The 19972-nt window shown below is 46.6% G+C and carries 4 protein-coding genes; all 4 read left to right on the plus strand.

Annotated features, from left to right (window positions below; translation table 11 throughout):
• Positions 1–5 precede the first annotated feature (5 nt).
• Genes Xvie_RS14475 through Xvie_RS14490 form a run of 4 tightly spaced genes read left to right on the plus strand, consistent with a single transcriptional unit; the run spans position 6 to position 19805 of the window.
• Positions 6–6818 (plus strand): non-ribosomal peptide synthetase, encoded by a 6813-nt coding sequence (locus Xvie_RS14475; protein ID WP_086110008.1) that lies wholly within the window; start codon positions 6–8, stop codon positions 6816–6818.
• 45 nt (positions 6819–6863) lie between these two features.
• Complete coding sequence (locus Xvie_RS14480) at positions 6864–13577, plus strand: AMP-binding protein (protein ID WP_244175665.1); 6714 nt, start codon at positions 6864–6866, stop codon at positions 13575–13577.
• Positions 13574–18643: a beta-ketoacyl synthase N-terminal-like domain-containing protein gene (locus Xvie_RS14485; protein ID WP_086110009.1), complete on the plus strand. Its 5070-nt coding sequence runs from the start codon at positions 13574–13576 to the stop codon at positions 18641–18643. Before Xvie_RS14480 ends, Xvie_RS14485 begins: the two co-directional genes overlap by 4 nt.
• Positions 18644–18653: 10 nt before the next feature.
• Entirely contained in the window at positions 18654–19805 is a 1152-nt protein-coding gene (locus tag Xvie_RS14490; protein WP_086110010.1) for a cupin-like domain-containing protein, read from the plus strand.
• Positions 19806–19972: the final 167 nt, after the last annotated feature.

The raw sequence follows: 19972 nt of genomic DNA on the forward strand, positions 1-19972 counted from the left end.
GAGTTATGTGTAATAAGTCGTTGTTATCTGAGTGCCATAAATATGTTGTACATGAGCTGTTTGAGCAGCAAGTAACGAAAACGCCGGATGCCATAGCCATTCGGTTTGGCGAACTGGCGCTATCTTACGACGAGCTAAATCGTCGGGCGAACAGGTTGGCACATTATCTCCGCCGCCATTATTTAGATCACCATTCATTAGATCATCAATCAGAGCATCATGTAAGCCACATTGCAGGCGATGAAATTTCTGCGGTAGGTATTTATTTGGATCGCGGCATAGAGATGATTATTGCTGTTCTTGGGGTCTTAAAAGCGGGAGCCGCCTATGTGCCCGTGGATCTTAATTATCCCGCTGAACGCCAGTCCTATATTTTGCATGATTCCAATGTGTCAGTCGTCATTACCTGCGGTGCTCTTATTCACTCGCTTCCCGGTACGCTTGAATGTATCGATTTGGAACAACTCGATTTGACCTGCCGTGATACCAGTGATTTTTATAAAAACGATTGTGCAGAAGAAAATAAGACTGATGAAAATTTAACGGCGACCTGCACTTCTGACAGCCTGGCTTACCTTATTTATACCTCAGGCTCGACCGGCAAACCCAAAGGCGTTTGTATGCCGCACAAGGCATTGGTAAATCTGCTGGTTTGGCAGATCAGAAAGCAAGGTGAAATATCCGGCGGTGTTATTGGCTGTGATTATGCCAGCAGAAAAACATTGCAGTTTTCTCCATTGAGTTTTGATGTTTCATTTCAGGAAATATTTTCCACTTTGTCCAGTGGGGGAGAGTTGGTACTGATCCCTAACCAGTTAAGATTAGATCCACTGGCATTGTTGTCATTTCTGTCTGAACAACGAATTGAGCGGATATTTCTGCCTTATGTTGCACTAAACAGTCTGGCATCGGTTGCCGTGGCCGAAGATCATTACCCTGAAAATCTGATTGATGTCGTGACGGCAGGTGAACAACTGGTTATTACCACTGCTATCAGGCAATTTTTCAAAACCTTGCCCCATTGCCGCCTGCACAACCATTATGGCCCATCGGAAACGCATGTCGTGACTGCCTATACCCTAGAGGGAAAAGCGGATGACTGGCCATCACTGCCTGCTGTCGGGCAACCAATCGACAATATCAAAATCCATTTACTAGATGATGAGAACCGCATTGTTGTTGATGATTCGCCGGGGGAGTTGTGTGTAGAAGGTATCCAACTGGCGTGCGGTTATCACAAGCGCCCAGAGGAAACTGCTGCTAAGTTTGTCGATATTATTGGTGATGAACAAACCTCCATGCACGTATACCGGACAGGTGATTTGGCGCAATGGAGACCAGATGGTTTGCTGGAAGTGCTGGGGCGGATCGATTTTCAAATCAAAATACGCGGGCATCGGGTTGAATTGGGGGAAATTGAAGCGTTATTGATGACGCATTCCGCTGTACGGGATGCGGTTGTCGTCGCGCAAGGAGAACGTGCGGAAGAAAGACGTTTGGTCGGTTTTGTTATTGCTTCTGAACGGGCTTTGCAGCGCCAGACTCAAAATGGCGTGAAAGAGAATATTCAGCAATTTATCAGAGATGCGTTACCAGATTACATGTGCCCTGCGGCTATTGTCATCGTTGAACGCTTTCCTTTATCTGCCAGCGGTAAAATAGATCGCAAAGCGTTTCCTCTTATTGCTGCCGATGAATTGATCCAACAGGAAGTGGAGCCGCCGAAAAATGCAGTGGAGCAAATGCTGGTAGAAGTGTGGTGTGAGTTGCTTGATATGAAAAAGATCGGGCGAAATTCACATTTCTTGCAGCTGGGTGGTCACTCGTTGCTGACGATGAAAATGATGCTGGAATTGCGTCGCCGTGGATTTATGGTAGATGCCCATACCTTGTACCAGTATCCGGTTCTGTCGGAATTGGCGGAACAATTGCAGGCGAATGCCCGGCATGGGAATTTGTCTGCAACGGCAACATCCAAGACAGAAAATACCGTTCCGTGGGTGCCGTTGAGCCAAGCGGAAATTGAGGTGTTATCCGCTGCTATTCCCGGTGGCATGGACAATGTCAAAGATATTTATCCTCTGGGACCCTTGCAGCAAGGCATGGTTTACCATTCTCTCACTAATGTGGCGGGTGATCCCTATGTGCTCTGGCAAATAACCCGTTTTAGTAATGCGGAATTACTGCAAGCTTATCTTGATGCCTTGCGCTGCACTATCGCCCGTCATGATGCATTTCGCGTCAGTATCCATTATGAAGGCCTTTCCCAGCCTGTGCAGGTGGTTTGGCGGCAAGCTGAATTGATGGTGGAGGATGTAGGGGAAAAGCTGAATTTAACGTCAGATTGCGAAGATCTACAGGCCGCATTGAAACAGTATTGTAACCCCGCAATGCAACATTTTGATTTGACCAAAGCGCCTTTGCAGCGCTGTCTTTATTTTTATGATGCTAAACAGGGCGAATGGGTATTGTTGCACTTGCTTCATCATATGACGGTGGATCACACGACAATCGAAAAGATGCAGCAGGAGATAGAAGCACAGTTAACGTCACTGCCGCTTGCTGAGGTTTCTCCATTATCATTCAGGCAGACAATGGTCGATCTCTTCAACGCAACCCGTGTTGATGGACAAAAAACTTTCTTCGACGATTTATTGCGGGATTATGAACCCGCGCCAGCCCCTTTTGGCATTGATAAATATTCAGGGGGCGATGCGACGGTTGGGGACGTGATTGTGGAAGCGTGGCGACCGTTGCCGGCGCAGTTGGGAAACCAAATACGCCAGCAGGCTAAAACTCATGGTGTCAGTGTTGCTGCGATTTTTCATCTGGCATGGGCGAAGGTGATCGCTTGCCTGACCGGACAAGATGATGTTGTTTTCGGGACTGTTTTACTGGGTCGATTGTTCGCTGGTGAGGCTTCCGTCGATGCAATGGGGCAGTTTATCAATACACTGCCAATCCGCATGCGTCTAAATAACCAGCCTGTTCTTGAATGCCTTTGGGGCACGCAGGATACCTTGATGCAGTTGGTCAAGTATGAACAAGCCTCGTTGGCTCAGGCGCAGAAATCAGTACAAGCAGCGGGAGCGACCCCACTGTTTACTTCATTGTTGAATTATCGCCATAGCGAAGTGCGCAACATTCCTTCAGCAGAGCCATTTCAGGCACTTAATCCGTCCTCCGTGGAAGGTATTCGCTATTCCGGCATTATGGAACGGACGAATTATCCCATTTCTGTCAACGTTGATGCTTTTACCCAAGACGAGTGTATTCGAGATGAGTGTGTTCGAGATAATTGTATTCAAGATGACCACACCCAAGATTTTGTTATTAATGCGCAGGTTGAGCAGGCGCTTGACCCTGAACTGATCTGTGATTACCTGCAAACAGCATTGCTGGAAATTGTTTCAGCGTTGGCAATGACTCCTGAGCGGAAAATCGGCCGCATTAATACCCTGCCTGCACAGGTAAAAGATCAACTGATACATGAATGGAATCAGACTGAATCGGATTTTCCGCACCACTCTTGTCTCCATACTTTGATTGAAGCGCAGGTTCAGCGAACGCCAGATGCTATCGCTGTGGAATTTGCCGATCAGACATTGAGTTATGCGCAACTGAACCAAAAAGCCAACCAACTGGCTCGTTATCTGCGGACTGAGCTTAACGTTGGCCCGGATGCACTGGTGGCTGTTTGCGTGGAGCGCAGTATTGAAATGGTCGTGGCATTGCTGGCGATATTGAAAGCAGGGGCAGCGTATGTTCCGCTCGATCCCGGTTATCCCAGAGAAAGACTCGATTATATGTTACATGATGCCGCTCCCTGTGCATTGTTGTCTCATGGTGATATTTCGGCGGAAATATGCGCGTTGCTGACTGACTATGCAGCAAATACGGATGCCAGAATCATAGACTTGAATGAAGATGAGGCTAAGTGGTCAACCCAAAGCGGTGATGATTTATCCTCGGCGGATATTGGCCTGACGCCATCTCATCTGGCATATGTCATTTATACTTCTGGATCTACCGGACGGCCGAAAGGCGTTATGAATGAACACCGTGGCGTAGTCAATCGCTTGGTGTGGATGCAGAAGGCTTATCAATTAAATGCAGACGATGCGGTTCTGCAAAAAACGCCTTTCAGTTTTGATGTTTCTGTTTGGGAGTTTTTTTGGCCGTTGATGTATGGCGCGCGTCTGGTGGTGGCGAAACCAGAGGGACATAAAGATCCCCTCTATTTAAGTACCCTGATTTGTCAGCGTAAAATAACAACCCTTCACTTTGTTCCATCAATGTTGTCGATTTTTTTGGAACATGCATCTTCAGAAGTGGGGGTTTGCATCAGGCGGGTATTTTGTAGTGGTGAAGCATTGCCGGCACGCAGTGTATTGCGGTTTCATGAACGATTTGCTGACGCTGAATTACATAACCTGTATGGACCAACCGAAGCCGCCATTGACGTGACTGCATGGGATTGCAGCCCGAGGAAAGCAGGGGATTTGACCGAAAAAAGCGTTATCCCCATCGGCAAGCCAATTGACAATATTCAGCTCTATATTCTTGATGCTTATGGTCATCCAACTTCCGCTGGTGTCGTCGGGGAGCTGTATATTTCTGGCATCGGTGTGGCACGTGGGTATCTGAATCAACCTGAATTGACCGCAGAAAAATTTATCAAAGATCCCTTTAGTCCAGATTCAGGGCATAAATATTCAAGTTATAGAAATTCAAGTCATAAAAATTCAAGTCAAAGAATGTATCGTACCGGCGATTTAGCCCGCTATTTGCCTAATGGCGATATTGAATATTTGGGACGAAATGATTTTCAGGTCAAGTTACGAGGTCTGCGCATTGAATTAGGGGAAATTGAAACAGCGCTGCTGTCACATGACAGCGTAAAAGAATGTGTTGTGCTGGTTAGGGAAGATACGCCCGGCGATGCCCGTCTGATAGCTTATGTCACCAGTGCCGATTCTTTATTAACAGACAATCATCCAGCCGTGTTGAATCAGGCTTTGAAAGTACATCTACAGGCTTGTCTGCCGGCGTTTATGATGCCGTCACATATCCTCTGGTTAGAGGCATTTCCGTTGACTGCAAACGGTAAGTTAGATCGCAAGGCATTGCCATCTCCCTCTGATGCATCTGTGATGCAGACAGAAACTATTGAGCCTCCCCGTACCGGAACGGAAATGAAATTGGCTCAGCTATGGTCTGAGTTATTAAACATAGGTTCTTTGGGTACAGGTTCTCTAGGCATAGCTTCTTTAGGTATAGCTTCTCTGGGTCGCCAATCTCACTTTTTCGAAGCGGGCGGACATTCCTTATTGGCTGTCACGCTCATGATGCGGATACAGCAAGAATTCGGGGTTTCGCTGCTTCTGAGTTCGATAGTCAGTCATCTGGATCTGGCTTCACAAGCTGCGCTTATTGATGCTGAGCTGAGCCGCGTTGAAACCGCAGGAGAAAATCTATCGTCTATACCGCCAGTAATACTGTCAACAACACAGCCAACTGAATCGGCACCGATGGGACTGATTCGGGCATTGCCGACACAGAAGGCAGTTTATAAAGCCCTCAAACTGAATCCCCGAGATTTGAGCAACAATAGTTTTATTGCCCTATCGTTCGAAGCTGAACCTGACCTTAAGCTGCTGCGTAACCTGTTGCAATTGGTGTTCTCCCGTCATGTAGGATTAAGTGTGCAATTTATGCTGGTTGATGACGAGCTTTACCTACAGCCAGCCAAGCGTTTTGCGTTTCGATTGGAAAAGCGTCAAAGCCTCGGTTCTCTGGAAGAAGATTTACGTGACTTTATCCGTCCTTTTTCGCTGGAGGATGGTATGAACGTTCGTGGTCGATGGTTGGTTGCTGAACCAAATCCCATATTGTTGCTGGATTTTTCCCATGCCTGCATCGATGGTTCAGGCTTGATGCAAATACTCAATGAATTGGCGGCTGAAAATAACACACATTATTCGGGCGTCAGTTTGGCGGCCTATTCCGCGCTGTTCTACAGTGGTGAGTTTGTAGCCCTGAGGCAACAGCATGCCGATTTTTGGCGAGCAAAATTACAGGATTGGCAGCCTCCTGCTTATACCGGCGGTGAGCAAACTGTCACCGGCTCTTGCTTGCTGGCGGTGAATACCGAACAAAAAGAGCAGATTGCAGCTCTGACTTCTCGCTTGAAGATCAGCCTGCCTGAATTCTTTATGACGGTATTCTTACGGTTTAAAGCCTATCTGGAATATTCCGGCAACTCACTTAATCCTCCGGATCTACTTACAGAACAGTTTATCTCTACGATATTTCATGGGCGTGACCGACTGGAGCAACAGACAGTAATTGCTCCTTTGATGATGGTGCTTCCCGTTCGGGTGAAATTGCAGAGTGAGGTACATGATCCTGTACAAAATAATCTTGATGACTTTACCACTGTAAGCACGGTGGTGCGTGAAGCCTACCGACACTATCTGTTTGATGCTGAAGAGCTGTCGATGTTGTCTCCAACGCTGTCCAGACAAGCGCTATTGCCTACTACCTTTTTTGGTTACTTCCAAAAAGAGGGATTTGACGGCTGTATTTCCGGCATTCCTTGCCGTCAGTTGGAGACGCCTAATGTTTCAGGCGGGCAATTGCATTGGAATCTGACATGTGAAATTGCCGAACACACAGCGGGTTTCGATATACATCTCGAAGCGCTCTCATTCAAGGTGGCAAATAATGTGAAAGCAAAAGGTGTGGAAATAAAAGGCGTGGAAACCTGGGAAGCGTTGTTTTACTCAATTTTGCAAAACGCGCTGAATATTGGGTGAAACGAAAAATTTAGGTGAAACGAAAAATAAAGTAGGAAGTCACACATGTTCATTAATGATCCTATTGCGCTAAACGCAAGAAAACAAGCAATAAAAGAGTATGTTAGCCAACAGTTGGATGCAGAATATCAGGGATGTCCTTTTTTGGTGATGGCGCAATCTGTGCCGGAGACGGATACGGAGTTTGTCACCACTTCTTTGATCCTGCCGGAAAAATTGAACGACAAAATTTTCACCATGGCCGCCGCTTCTCCATTGCATCGCTTATCGCTGTTTTCCGCCAGTATCAAATATCTTGCATTTCTGCATTGTCGCGAACCCGAAGGCAGCTTGTCATGGGTGATTGGAGGAAGCGATTTGGCGGGTAATGTTTCATCAATTACTATGCCATCAATTACTACACCATCAATTGAACGTGGGTATCTGGTTCCGGTTAAATGGCATCTGACAGAAAAGGAGTTGGAGCAACCGGTAAAACGCCTGTTTGGTGAAGAGCTTATCCGGTGGAAGCAGGTTGCGGCGTTAATGTCAGGCATACCACCGCAAACAGTATCGTCTGTTATGCCACAGTTACCGGAAATTTTGGTGGGCTATTCGGAAACTTTACCCCCTTTTATGTATTCAGCTCCTGAAGAACAGGATACAACTTACGATGCATTGAACAACGATGCATTGAACAACGATGTATTGAACAACGATGTGTTGAACAACGATGTATTGAACAACGATACATTGAACAGTTATTCATTGAGTATCTGGCTACAAGCGCATCCGGAAAAAACCTCGTTGCATATGCGATTTGATCCGCAAAAGGTGGAACCAGAACTGATTGTGTTGTTGATGGAACGCTTGGTTTTGTTGTTAAACGCGATGGTATTTGAACCGATTGCACCGCTTACATCGATGTCTTGGATACCGGAGGAAGAGCAAGAGAGAATACGCGCTTTGTCCGCGCCAGTGGCTGCACAACCATTGCAATACCAAAATGTGGCACAGGCCATCACAGCGTCGATTCGCAACAGGGCGGGTGCAGCATTTTTGGAGGTGGGGGATCAGGCGGTTAACTTTACCCAATTGGCGCAGTATACCGACAGATTATTGACTTCCTCCCAATTCCCTTTGTGGGAATCTTTGGGAGATTGTGTGTTGATTGTTGGTAACAAGGGGGTGGAAACCATACTCGCAGCGATGGCGTGCATGCGCATTGGTAAACCATTCTGTATGCAATCAAGTAGCGTACCGGAAAGGCAGTTATTGGATATCATCGAACTGCACAACACTAAGACCGTGTTGTTTCAGAAGACTGAGTTGCAGAAGACTGAGTCACAGAAGATCACGCAAGAGAATTTTGGTCAGTTGGAAGATTTTTTCCGTCAGCATGGTTGTCAGGTAGTTATTTTGCCTGATTATCATCCGGCTTCTCTGATGCAACCAACATTGGAAGAACCGTTACTGTCAGAACTGTTGCTTAAAGGAGAAGCCGCCAGTCCTGATGATGCTTTATTTGTCGTCATGACCTCCGGCAGTGAAGGAAAACCGAAAGGCTGTCTCAATACCCACCAGGCATTACTCAATCTCAGTGCAGAAACGCATATTCTGAATAATTCGTCTGGCTCTCGTTTTGCATCTTTGTCCAACCACACGTTTGATTATTTCGTTCTGGAGTGTGTACAGGCGTTGACGCAGAACATTGTATTAGTCATTGCGCCGGAAGAGGCTCGCATAGATGCGGAAAAATGCGTTGAGTTTTTGCAGGAAAAACGGATTGATTTGCTGTTCACCACGACTGTATTTGCCGAAGACCTCATGGAGCAAGGAGATATTCCTACACTGAAGCGACTTTATTTCGGTGGTGAAAGCCTGAGGACGTTTCAAAAGCATAATTATCAGCTCTTTAATCTCTACGGCCCCGGTGAAACAGGCGTTGTGACCACTTATTCACCTATTGAGCACAATGACCAAAAAATTACGATTGGTAAACCCTTTGGGGGGTATCAATGTGCCGTAGTATTTCCCGATACTTTGGAGCCTTGCCCTATTGGTGTGCCGGGAGAGTTATTGATAGGCGGTATCGGTGTCGGCAGAGGGTACATTAATCGCCCGGATCTCACTGAAAAGGCATTTATCAACCTGAATACGGAATGGTTGTCAGGAAAATATTATCGCAGTGGAGATCTGTGCTGCTGGAATACTCAGGGAGAACTTGAAATTCTGGGGAGACGCGACCGTCAGCTAAAAGTCAATGGGTTCCGTATTGAACTGGATGCTATTGAAAAGCATGTATTGGATTTACCGATGGTATCCGAAGCGGCGGTGATTGGTCTGGAAGACAAGCGAGGGCATGCCCGCTTGGGCGCGTTTATTGTTGTGCCGGATGGAGGCCAGATCACAGAGCAAAATATCAGAGAAGCATTATTAAACCGGATGCCGGCTTATATGGTGCCCAGTCAGATTATTCTCGTGCCTGAATTACCCCTGACGCGCACTGGCAAACTGGATCGACAAGCGTTGAAACAGTTAATGGGAAAAACGGCAACCGATCATCATGTCCGCCCCACTGGAGCAACGCAAGAGTGGTTAGTTGCCTGTTGGAGACGCCATTTAGAATTGGAAACAGATGCGTTATCAGTGGATAAAAGTTTCTTCGCGCTGGGCGGGCATTCGTTGCGGGCAGTGAGAGTGCTGGCAGAAATTCAGCAAAAGTTTGGTCAGATTGTGTCTTTGCAGGCGTTTTTTCAAAACGACTCCATTGAAATGTTGGCAAAATTCATTGATTCGCAGAATATTTCTTATCAGAAAGTAACAACAGATGATCAGAAAGTGACAACAGAAGGTTTCTTGAATCTGTTGGAAGCTCCCCCTCTGCTTTCGCCTGATGGGCGTGGGCCGCTATCGGCGCAGGAAGCGCGACTTTATGCCCAGTATCGTCTGCATCCTGAATTACTCATTTGTATTGTGCCGCTGGAAATCCCTTTACCACATAAAATTTCTGCTGATGCAGTGAAGAGGGCATTGCAGGTTTTGCTGGATCGTCACGATATTTTGCGTACCCGATACCGCATTAACAGCGAAGGCATTCCCTATGCTGAGACATTGCCGTCGCTGTTAGTTGACCAGATTCTGGTCGATGATCAAAGCCAATGGTTGCAAATGCAGGTGCAGGCTTTCGATTTGGGGAAAGGGCCTCTGTTGAGAGGTTATATGCAGGATATGGACACGGAACACGCCTGTTTGCAGCTACAAATTCACCATATCCTAATGGACAAACCTTCGCTGGAAATTCTCCAGAGTGAGTTTGAACAGTTATTGATTCATGCCCCGCTGGCTCCGGTTGCACTGGATTACAGACGCTATGCTATGGCGCAGATGGATGCCCGTCAGCGCCCTATCTGGGATCAGGCCGAAACGTTCTGGAAAAACTACATGGAAGGATTGGAGTTTGATCCATTCGGACATGGCGCTGTAGCGATGGGGAACAAGATAAGGCAAACGTCTTGGAGGGTGTCGGTTGAGCATAAGGCAGAAGTGAAACGGCTATGTCAATCATTGAATGTGACGCCAGCCATGTTCTTCCTGACGGTATGGGGGATTACTGTGGCGCGTGAGGGGCGCAGCAATCTGTTTTCTATTTCCGTTGCCAATGCGTTGCGTCCAAAGCAAGCGCTGGGTACAGTGGGCATGTTTGTCTCATTAGCTCCCAGTGCATTTCGTTTTGATCAGCCCATTGTTACTTTTGACCAATTTATCAAGAAGCTGGCGGATGAACAGTGGCAGGCAGCAGATCATCTTTTTTTCCCTGTTGAAGAAGTTTTCGCGTTGCTTAGCTGCGATCCGAGAATGTTTGGCAGCAATCCATTACAAAATGTCTCCTATTCCTATATTGATATAGCGGATGATGGTGAAAAAGGAATAGATAAAGGAATAAATGAAACATCGAATGAAGATTATTTATCGAAGCAAGCAGACGGGGCGCTTAATCTTTCTGTCGTCTATACTGCACAAAGTTATCGCTTGGTTCTGGAATCTCACTTTGATATCTTCACAGATGCACAAATAGCCACTCTTGTAACCAGTTATCAGGCGATTTTTCAACAGATACTGCATCATAATCCTGCCGCCTTACAGATTAATGAATTAATCGTGTCCGACGAAGGGACACAGAAAGCGTTCCGGCCGATACAACGGCATACGTCCTATACTCCCATTGATAGCATGCTACTGACCGCATTTCAGACATTAGGCGATCGTCCTGCCGTTATTGAAGATGAACGTATTGTTACTTGGGGGGAGTTTGCAGTATTAACGGCTGCTTATGTGCAAGTGTTAAATAATGGCAAGATCCGGCGGGCGCTGATTCTGGGGCATTCGGGAAGCCAGATGCAAGCATTTCTGGCTGCTTGTTTTCTGACGCGTACAACGTATTTGGCATTGGAAGTAGGGACGCCGGAAGAGCGTATTAATGAGATTATTCACCATGCAGCACCAGATCTGATTGTGAACTCGGATATTACCGAAGTTGGTGCTGTGACGGTGGATTGGCGCAATTTTCACAGTGTGAAATCCCGTGATGACAACCCGATTGCATGGATACTGTACAGTTCTGGTACCACCAGCCGGCCAAAAGGCATTTGCGTCACTGCGAGCACCGTCGCACAGTATATAGACTCGCTCGTCAGTACTCTGGGGCTTAAACCAACACCGATAACAGAACAGCAAGGATTACGCATAATCCAACAGCTTTCGCCCAGTTTTGACGGTTATTTGGAAGAGGTTTTATTGGTTTGGGCGCTGCAAGGAACGAGTGTTGTAGCGGATCGTTATAGTTTGCTGGATGAACGCAAAGCGAAGGCATTTTTAACCCGCCATCGGCCTGACATTATTTCTGCTACCCCTGCGCTTTTCGCCGCTTGGAACCGTATGCCGGATTTGGCACCTTTGCCCAAGATTTGTATCAGCGGTGGCGATTTTCTGTCTGCTGGGGATATCAATCATCTGCTCGAACACACGCAGATTTGGAACGGTTATGGCCCGACAGAAACCTGCATTTCCGTTTCAATGGGAAAGTGTGCACGTTTGGCATCAGGTACGGCACTCTCTATCGGCGAACCCTTTGATCATGTCGCTTTTGCCGTGGTTGATCAAAATGGTGTCCGACTCCGAGCCGGTCAATGGGGAGAATTGGTGATCTATGGCGATTTTGAGCATCACTGTTACCTGAATGATCCAGAACTGACTGTACGCAAATTTGGTCAAGATGAGCGGGGGATCTTTTTCCGTTCTGGTGATTTGGCGATGGTGGATAAAGACGGCCTGTTTTACCTCAAAGGACGTATGGACGATAGCTGTAAAGTCCGTGGCAATTTTATTGGTCTGGGCGAACTGGAAAACCGAGCCAGACAGTATCCGGGAGTAATTGCGACAGGTGCTGCGGTGGCATTCGCCGGAACACCAGAAGCCTGTTTGGTATTGGCAATTGTAGGAGAGGAAAATATTCAGTCTGGTCTGCAACAGTATCTGGCACGGCATTACCCCCGTTCTCACCTGCCGTCAGCAATATTTCCAATAGAAAGTTTGCCCCGCACTGAAATAGGCAAAATGGACAGACAGCGGATTGTGCGGTTATTTCAGGAGTGGCTCGAACACGGGCAACAGATACAAGAAGAACAAGATCCGATAATTAACGAGGAGTTGCAAAAGCTGATTGATTGCTGGCGAAAATGTCTGGGTTACAAAGGGACACTGACACTGAATTCTGATTTCTTCTTAATTTCCGGCTCATCGTTGAGTGCCGTGCGTCTGGCCAGTCAGTTGGAGAGTCTGTTTGGCGTGATGTTCAGTCCTGTCGATGTGTTCCGTAACGCGACAATTGGCGAACAGTGGGCATTAATTAAATCACGGCAAAATTCCAATGAAAACGGCGGTACGGTATTCAGGGAGAGATTCCTGAATATGGATGATTCGCATCTTCCCAAATTGATACTGTTGCCGCCAGCACTGGGCGGGCTGGCAGAGCTACAGGCGCTGGCGAATAATCTGTCTGGACGGGTTACAGTCTCTGTTTTGACAACCCAACCCAATGTTGTTGAAAACCTGTCTGAATCGGCGTTTAAAGCTGCTCTGATTAATGCTTTGGAATCACATATTGAAGCACAGGCAAACTGTCCATCGCGGTTATTGTGGCTGGGAGGATATTCCCTCGGTGCTGAGATATTGGCTGCGCTGATATTGACTGAATTGTCGCAACATGAGTCTTTGTCGCATCATGATTTATTGCGGAATATCGACAAACTGGTGTTTTTTGACCCGAACCTGAAAACCGAACCATTTGACGGAGATATGTTGTATGCGAGGTTTGTTGAATTTTTTTGCGATGTTAACCATCAGGCCGGAGAAAGCGCTGCAATTGGTGCCGATATTAATGTCGATATTAATGTCGAAACGTTACGGCAGGCATTCCCTGCACTGTATCAGGAATGGCGTTATTACCTATTACAGCATCAACTCCTCGAAAACAAGACATTCTATGAGCGCATTCTGGCGCTGTCGTTAAAGTCTATTCCCGTTGAAATGTTCTTTTCTGACGATGCAGATACAGAAAGTATTGAGGAGCTTATGCAGCAACTGCAAGGGCAGGTTTCTATCCATCGTCGAAGTGGTAATCACTTTGAATTCATTAAGCGATTATCTCCTGATGATTTTAAATACCCAGAGCTTATATACCCAGAGCTTATATATCCAGAACAAGGTAAGGGATCATGAGTGCAGAAATAAGAGAAGATTTGGATATCGCTGTTGTTGGTTTATCAGGTCGGTTTCCGGGAGCAGAAAACTGCACAGAGTTCTGGCGAAATCTGCTGATGGGAGTGGATGGTATTTCCCGTTTTACAGAGGAAGAGCTGCTTCAGGCAGGGCATGATATCCAGAAGATACGCAATAAAGATTTTGTCCCTGTTAACGGTGTACTGGAAGGGGCAAGTTATTTTGATGCAGAGTTCTTTGGATATAGCCAGTCAGAAGCTGCATTGTTAGATCCACAAACACGTTTGATGATGCAGTGCGTCTGGCATGCGTTGGAGAATGCCGGTATTGATCCGGATAAACGAGGGCGAAATATCGGGTTATTTCTGGGTGCCCGCAGTACGGTACAGTGGACAATGCAGGCGATGTTGTCTGAACAGGTTGAAAATGTTGGGGGTTTTCTTGCTTCTCAGTTAGCCAACAAAGATGCCATGAGTACACTGATTTCTTGGAAACTGGGTCTGGAAGGCCCCAGTTTTACCCTCCAGACCGCTTGTTCAACCAGTCTGGTGAGTGTGCATCAGGCCGTACAGAGTTTGTTGAGTGGTGAATGTGATTTTGCGGTTGCTGGTGGTGTCAGCCTGTTGTTGCCACAACAAAATGGACATATCTATCAAGACGGTATGTTGTTTTCAAAAGATGGCAAAACTAAAGCCTTTGATGCAGAAGCGACCGGCAGTGTGTTTGGTAGTGGTTTGGGTGCCGTAGTGTTGCGGCGGGCAGGGGATGCGATTGCCGATAATGATCCTATCTGGGCGATCCTTAAAGGTTCAGCCATTAACAATGATGGTGCCCGTAAAGTCGGCTATACAGCACCCAGCGTCAAGGGACAATCGGATGTGATTCGTTCCGCTTTGCAGATGGCAGAAATGAACGCAGCGGATTTGGATTTTATTGAATGTCATGGAACAGCAACTTCGTTGGGAGACAGCATTGAATTTATGGCATTGCGTGAGATTTTCAATGAAAACCTTCCTTCTGCCAATCTGAATAAATGTGCTTTGGGATCGGTGAAAACCAATATTGGGCATTTGGATTCAGCCGCTGGTATAGCAGGCTTTATCAAAATGGTGATGGCAATCAGATATGGGGTAATTCCGCCGACGCTGTATTTCCAGTGCCCTAACCCACAGCTGGGGTTTGAGCAATCGCCGTTTTATATCAACACGCGTGCTGAACCGTGGCCATTAAAGCAAGGCAAGTTGAGAATCGGTGGCGTGAGTAGTTTTGGCATTGGTGGAACCAATGCACATATGGTGCTGCAACAATATATTTCTGCTTCTGATATGCCCACATTTGGCATCAAAAGGGAGGACAGTGGGGAGACGGCAATGAAGATCTGTTTTTTCCCATTCTCTGCGAAAAACAGCGCATCTTTGGTGCTGCAACTGGAGTCAGTATCCCAATGGCTGGTGCAGCAATCCCATTTAGATCTTCAGGCGCTATCCCATACTTTGGTTAAACGGCGTAGTTTTCCATGCCGGATCATGTTTGCGGCAGATTCAAAATTTACGTTGATGCAGCAAATTAAAATTTATCTGGGGCTTGAGGAAGATGGGGACGTATTGGCACTGATTCCTCAATTCTTGGAAAAAGACACTGTATTACCAGATGAGCGCTCAGAGGTACTTACTGCTATTACTTCTTGGATATCTGGTCAGACGAAAGAACCGGCACAGTTGCTTTTTTCTGCCTTCAATGGGCAACCGCTCGTAAATGTTCCCGGATATGTCTTCATGCGAGAAGAGCATGGTGCAGGGCATATTACGGACAAAAGTTGGGCGCAAATTGCCAGTGTGATTGCAGCAACTGGTGGCAATAATTTGTCCAAGAATATGCCGGGTTTATTGCTGCCATTCTGGAAACCTGTTCGTTTACCGAAAGTGTCGATACAAGAAAGAACACAGGAAAAAACGTCTCACTCATTATTACTGGTCGATCAGTTACTGGTTGATCAGTCGTTATTTGATCAATCTTTGGCACCACACGCAAATGCTTGGGGAGGCAACGGCCAGATTGAGACGATCAGGCTGAATATGTTGTGTCCGGAGCAAGTCCGAAATGCGCTGGCAGGGCTGCCTCGTGATTCACAAAAGAACCGATCTCTGGTGTTGTCACTGGTATTTCCTTCTGATGGATTTTCTTTTGCATCAGGCTCTCTGCAAACATTATCTGAACTGGGTAAGGTATTGGCAGAGAGTGACTTTTCTGCGTTTAGCTCTGTACATATTTATTTGATCGTACCAGCTATGACAGGCGATGGCGGATATTCGGCTGCTTCTGTTTTAACAGAAGCGGCGCTCAAGGCACTGGCTTTGGTGATCCCGCAAGAGATACCGGGTGTTGATTGTGCGTTTTTATCTTTGCAGTCGCTAAATGCGGATGGTATGGCTGCCACATTGACCCGATTACTGCAAACACCATTGCATGGTCCTTTGAAACTGAATCATGAGGGGCTGTTTGTTGAAGATTTTCGTTGCCCGGATGCGGAAGAAAATGAAGTGGTGGATGAATCCCATTTCATGGGGAAAACCTATGTTATCACCGGTGCTGGCGGCAGAATGGCTAAGTCGATGGCAAAAGTCATTGCACAGCGTTTTCAGGGGAAATTGGCGCTGATCAGTCGTCAGTCCGCAGACACAGAGGCGATGCAATTCTTACAGGCGGAGTTGAAGGAAGCCGGTGCTGGTGCGGTAGAGATTTTCCCGTATGCGATGGAAAGTGAAGAAGATGCGTTAGCGTTGTTTGAATCTATTCGCCATCGTTTGGGGAATATTCATGCAGTGATTCATGCGGCGGGAGTGACAGATGGTGATTCTTTTTCTCCATTGGTTAATCTCAATGCTGAACATTATCTTACACAACTCAAGCCTAAAGCTCAGGTAGCGGCTGTGCTTGCCAAGGTATTTGAAAGTATTCCGGTTGAATATTGCTTTGTGACGTCCTCCATGTCGGTATTTTTTGGCGGTATTGCCCATGCGCCATATGCCACGGCTAATTTGTTTCTGGATGGTTGGGGACAAAGGCAAAACAGAGGAGCACAAAACCCCCGTTGGATAGTGGTGAACTGGGAAACAATTCATTTTGATGAAAAGCCTAATCTGGCAGAAAAAGAACGAGGGGATGCACTTGTTTGGGGAAGCAATGAAGTGGCTCTTTCTGGTTCTGAATTTCCAGCCCTGTTTGAACGCAGCTTGCGTGAATATGATCGTGAAAACCAGAAGATATTCTCTGCGGGTCAGTTTATGGATAGGCTGTATGCTTGGGGAGGAAGACGAATTGCCAATGGTGATCGTAAGCCACAAGCAGCCAGTGGCATCAAACTGAAGCCCAGACCAGAAACTCTGCATTCTGTTTATCAGCCGCCAGTCAATGAGATGCAAAAGGAAATTGCTGCAATATGGAGCCAGATACTTGGCATTGACGGCATTGGGATTGATGACAAATTTATGGCATTGGGTGGTGACAGCTTGAAGACCATCGTAATGGCTGAAAAGGTGTATAAAAAAACCGGCAAACGCGTTGCCATTCAGGATTTTTTTGTCCAGCCAACTATACGTGAGATTGAACGGCAGTTTCTTGACGATGAACAAGGCATTTCCCCGTCGATTTTACCGTCTGTTGACTTATCCGAGCCGATTGTCGCCAGTTCAGATCAGGATTTACTGTATATACATCAGATCACTTTTGCCAACGGTAGCTATAACATGCCAATGGCTTTCCGGTGTCCCGGTTCGATCAGTGCTGCTTCCATTACTGAGGCGATAGAGCAAGTTGCTGACCGGCATCCTGTGTTGAAGTGCTTGTTTGAAAGGCAGGGGGCTGATTTGATGATGCTTCCCCAACGTGACGCAAAAGTGGGGATATTGGTATCTGAGGCAGGGGAGAGACAGGAAGAAAACTTCGCTAGTCTGGAACAATTCGCCAATAAGCCTTTCGATCTGCATACTGAACTGCCCATTCGGGCCATGATGCTTACAGGTTCAGACGCGTTTCCATTCCACCAAGTGCTTATCGTTGTTCATCACATTGTGTGTGATGCGGTTTCTTTGGGGATCCTTGCAGATGATTTTCAAAGTTTGTTGCGAGGATTGCCGCTGCCTGCACCGGAGTATAGTTTCGCTGCTTATAGGCGCTACAGGCTGGGATCTGAAAGTGAGGATAAGGTACGGAAAGAGAGGGCTTATTGGCTTGCCAATTTGCTGCCGCTGTCTGCGCCGTTGTCGTTGCCTGTGGTGGAAGGGTATGACTGGCACACTGATGCTGAAAGAGATCGAGGTATCACACTGGAGAAAGATCTTTCTCCACAAACCAGCGCGGAAATCAGACAGTTATGTGATGAGCTTGGTTTACCCGCATTTACCTTCTTCCTTGGGGTATTTGGTGTCTTGATGGCCAAAATTTCCCGTGCGGATTCCTTCTTGCTTGGCGTTCCGGTCACGGGGCGTGTGCAGCCGGAAGAATTGGCGCTGGTTGGTTATCTTGTCAACATGCTGGCCCTGAAAATTGAGCCAGAGGGCGATCTGCCTATGGCGGATTATCTGCTGCAACTTAATGCCCAATGGGCTGAAAGTGTGCCTTATCAAACCTATCCAATGAGCACATTACTGGAAGATCTCAGTGCTGAACGTCATATGCAGGGACGTCGGGGTAAACATCCGTTGTTTGATGTGGTGTTCGGTTATCTGCCCTTGAGCCTGAATAGTGCTGATGAGGGTAATGAAGTTGATGAAGCAAGTGGTTTTTCCCGGCTTGAACTGACGCTGGAGGCAGTCAAATTTGATTTGGCGATGGATGTATCTGAAACCAGAGATTCTTTTAATTGCACGATGCAGTTTCGCCAACACATGTTCAGTGAGGCTATGGTTACAGCGGTATTTGACTATTTCTTTATTTTGATAAGTGAAGTGATTGCCAATCCTGACGAGGAAATACAAGAACTGCTCAAAAACCTTAATTATGGGTATGCACCGGAATCGTTCGCCCAAGCGAGTGATCAGGATATTGATTCAGAGTTTAATTTTTAGGGAGTGAAAAATGAATTTTTTCAGTAATGCCCGGAATATACTCGGTGATATTGCGATGTGGGCACATGAAGAAGTCAGTATTTATCGGCATAACAAAGAAACACTGCGAGAAATGGAAAGCCGTGATGCTTTGGCCCGTCTGGAATCGGCAGAATATCGCAATGTGGAGAAGGTTTCTGATATTTCGGTTGCTGAGTTTAGTGAACGCTATTTGATGAAAAGAGAGCCTGTTATTGTGTCGGATGGCTTGAAGGGATGGAGAGGGAAACAAATTTGGGGTTTTGACTATTTTGCCCGGGAATTCGGTGAAATGTCGGTGCAATTACAGGATGCCGGATTCAAACCGCAGCAAATCGTTAAATTGCGGACTTATTTGCAGGAAATCGCTTCGTTGCCTGCTGTTGAACTGGGGGTAATGAACAATGATCTTGATTACCTGCGATATACTTATGATTCATTTTTTAAACACCTATTGTTCACGTGGGGATTGGGGCATTGGGTAAAAACTAATTCGTTTAGTTTTCTGGCGTTTCAGCGTATTCAGGAGCATTGGTGCAGGCCCTATTTCTTACCAGAGAACGGTTATAAGATCCCCTGGGTTCAATCAGGAACTCTCCATCCCAACAAGAGAATGTGTCAGGATTGGGGACTCTATTTTTCCGCTCCGGGTGCATGTACCCGTTTACATGTTGACGGAATGCGAACCAATGCGGTGTTGTGCCAAGTCGAAGGCAGAAAAGCAGGTTGGATTTTTTCAGCTTCACTGGAAGATGTGGTCAGAAATACCGCGGAAGGGCGGGCTGATTTATCCCGATCTGCGCATCAATCCCTGTCTCAAGGGTCTATTTATCAAGGGAGCATGAGAGAAAATCAGAAAAGTCAGCGTAACGACGAAGATTGTATATGGCAATTTGATCTGTTGCCGGGAGAGATTATGCTGATACCGAGGGGACTGTCTCATGAGGTACATACTTTATCTCCCAGTATTTCTCTGACTTATAACTTTCTTACTTCCTCGGAATATAAGGATTATTTAGATTTCAAAAAACAACGTGGTCATGGCTGGATAGCCAATGCACCAATTGCCGCCATTCCAGAGTTTTTTCTCATTCATCAGCGCAATGCTTTCCCTGCTAATTTGTCTGAGGGGGCATCGGCTTAAGCATGAATCACCGGAGAAAGAGGCGTACTCATAATCTTTGTTGGGGAAAAGTTTGGAAAATGATAAGAAGAACGCATTGATGGGTAACGACACTTTGCGATTTTTTGAGTAAATTTCAAGCAGACTCCCACTGCATTATTTAACTGGCAGTTATTTAACTGAGCGCC

The organism is Xenorhabdus vietnamensis (genome assembly GCF_002127535.1).
GTDB lineage: Bacteria > Pseudomonadota > Gammaproteobacteria > Enterobacterales > Enterobacteriaceae > Xenorhabdus > Xenorhabdus vietnamensis.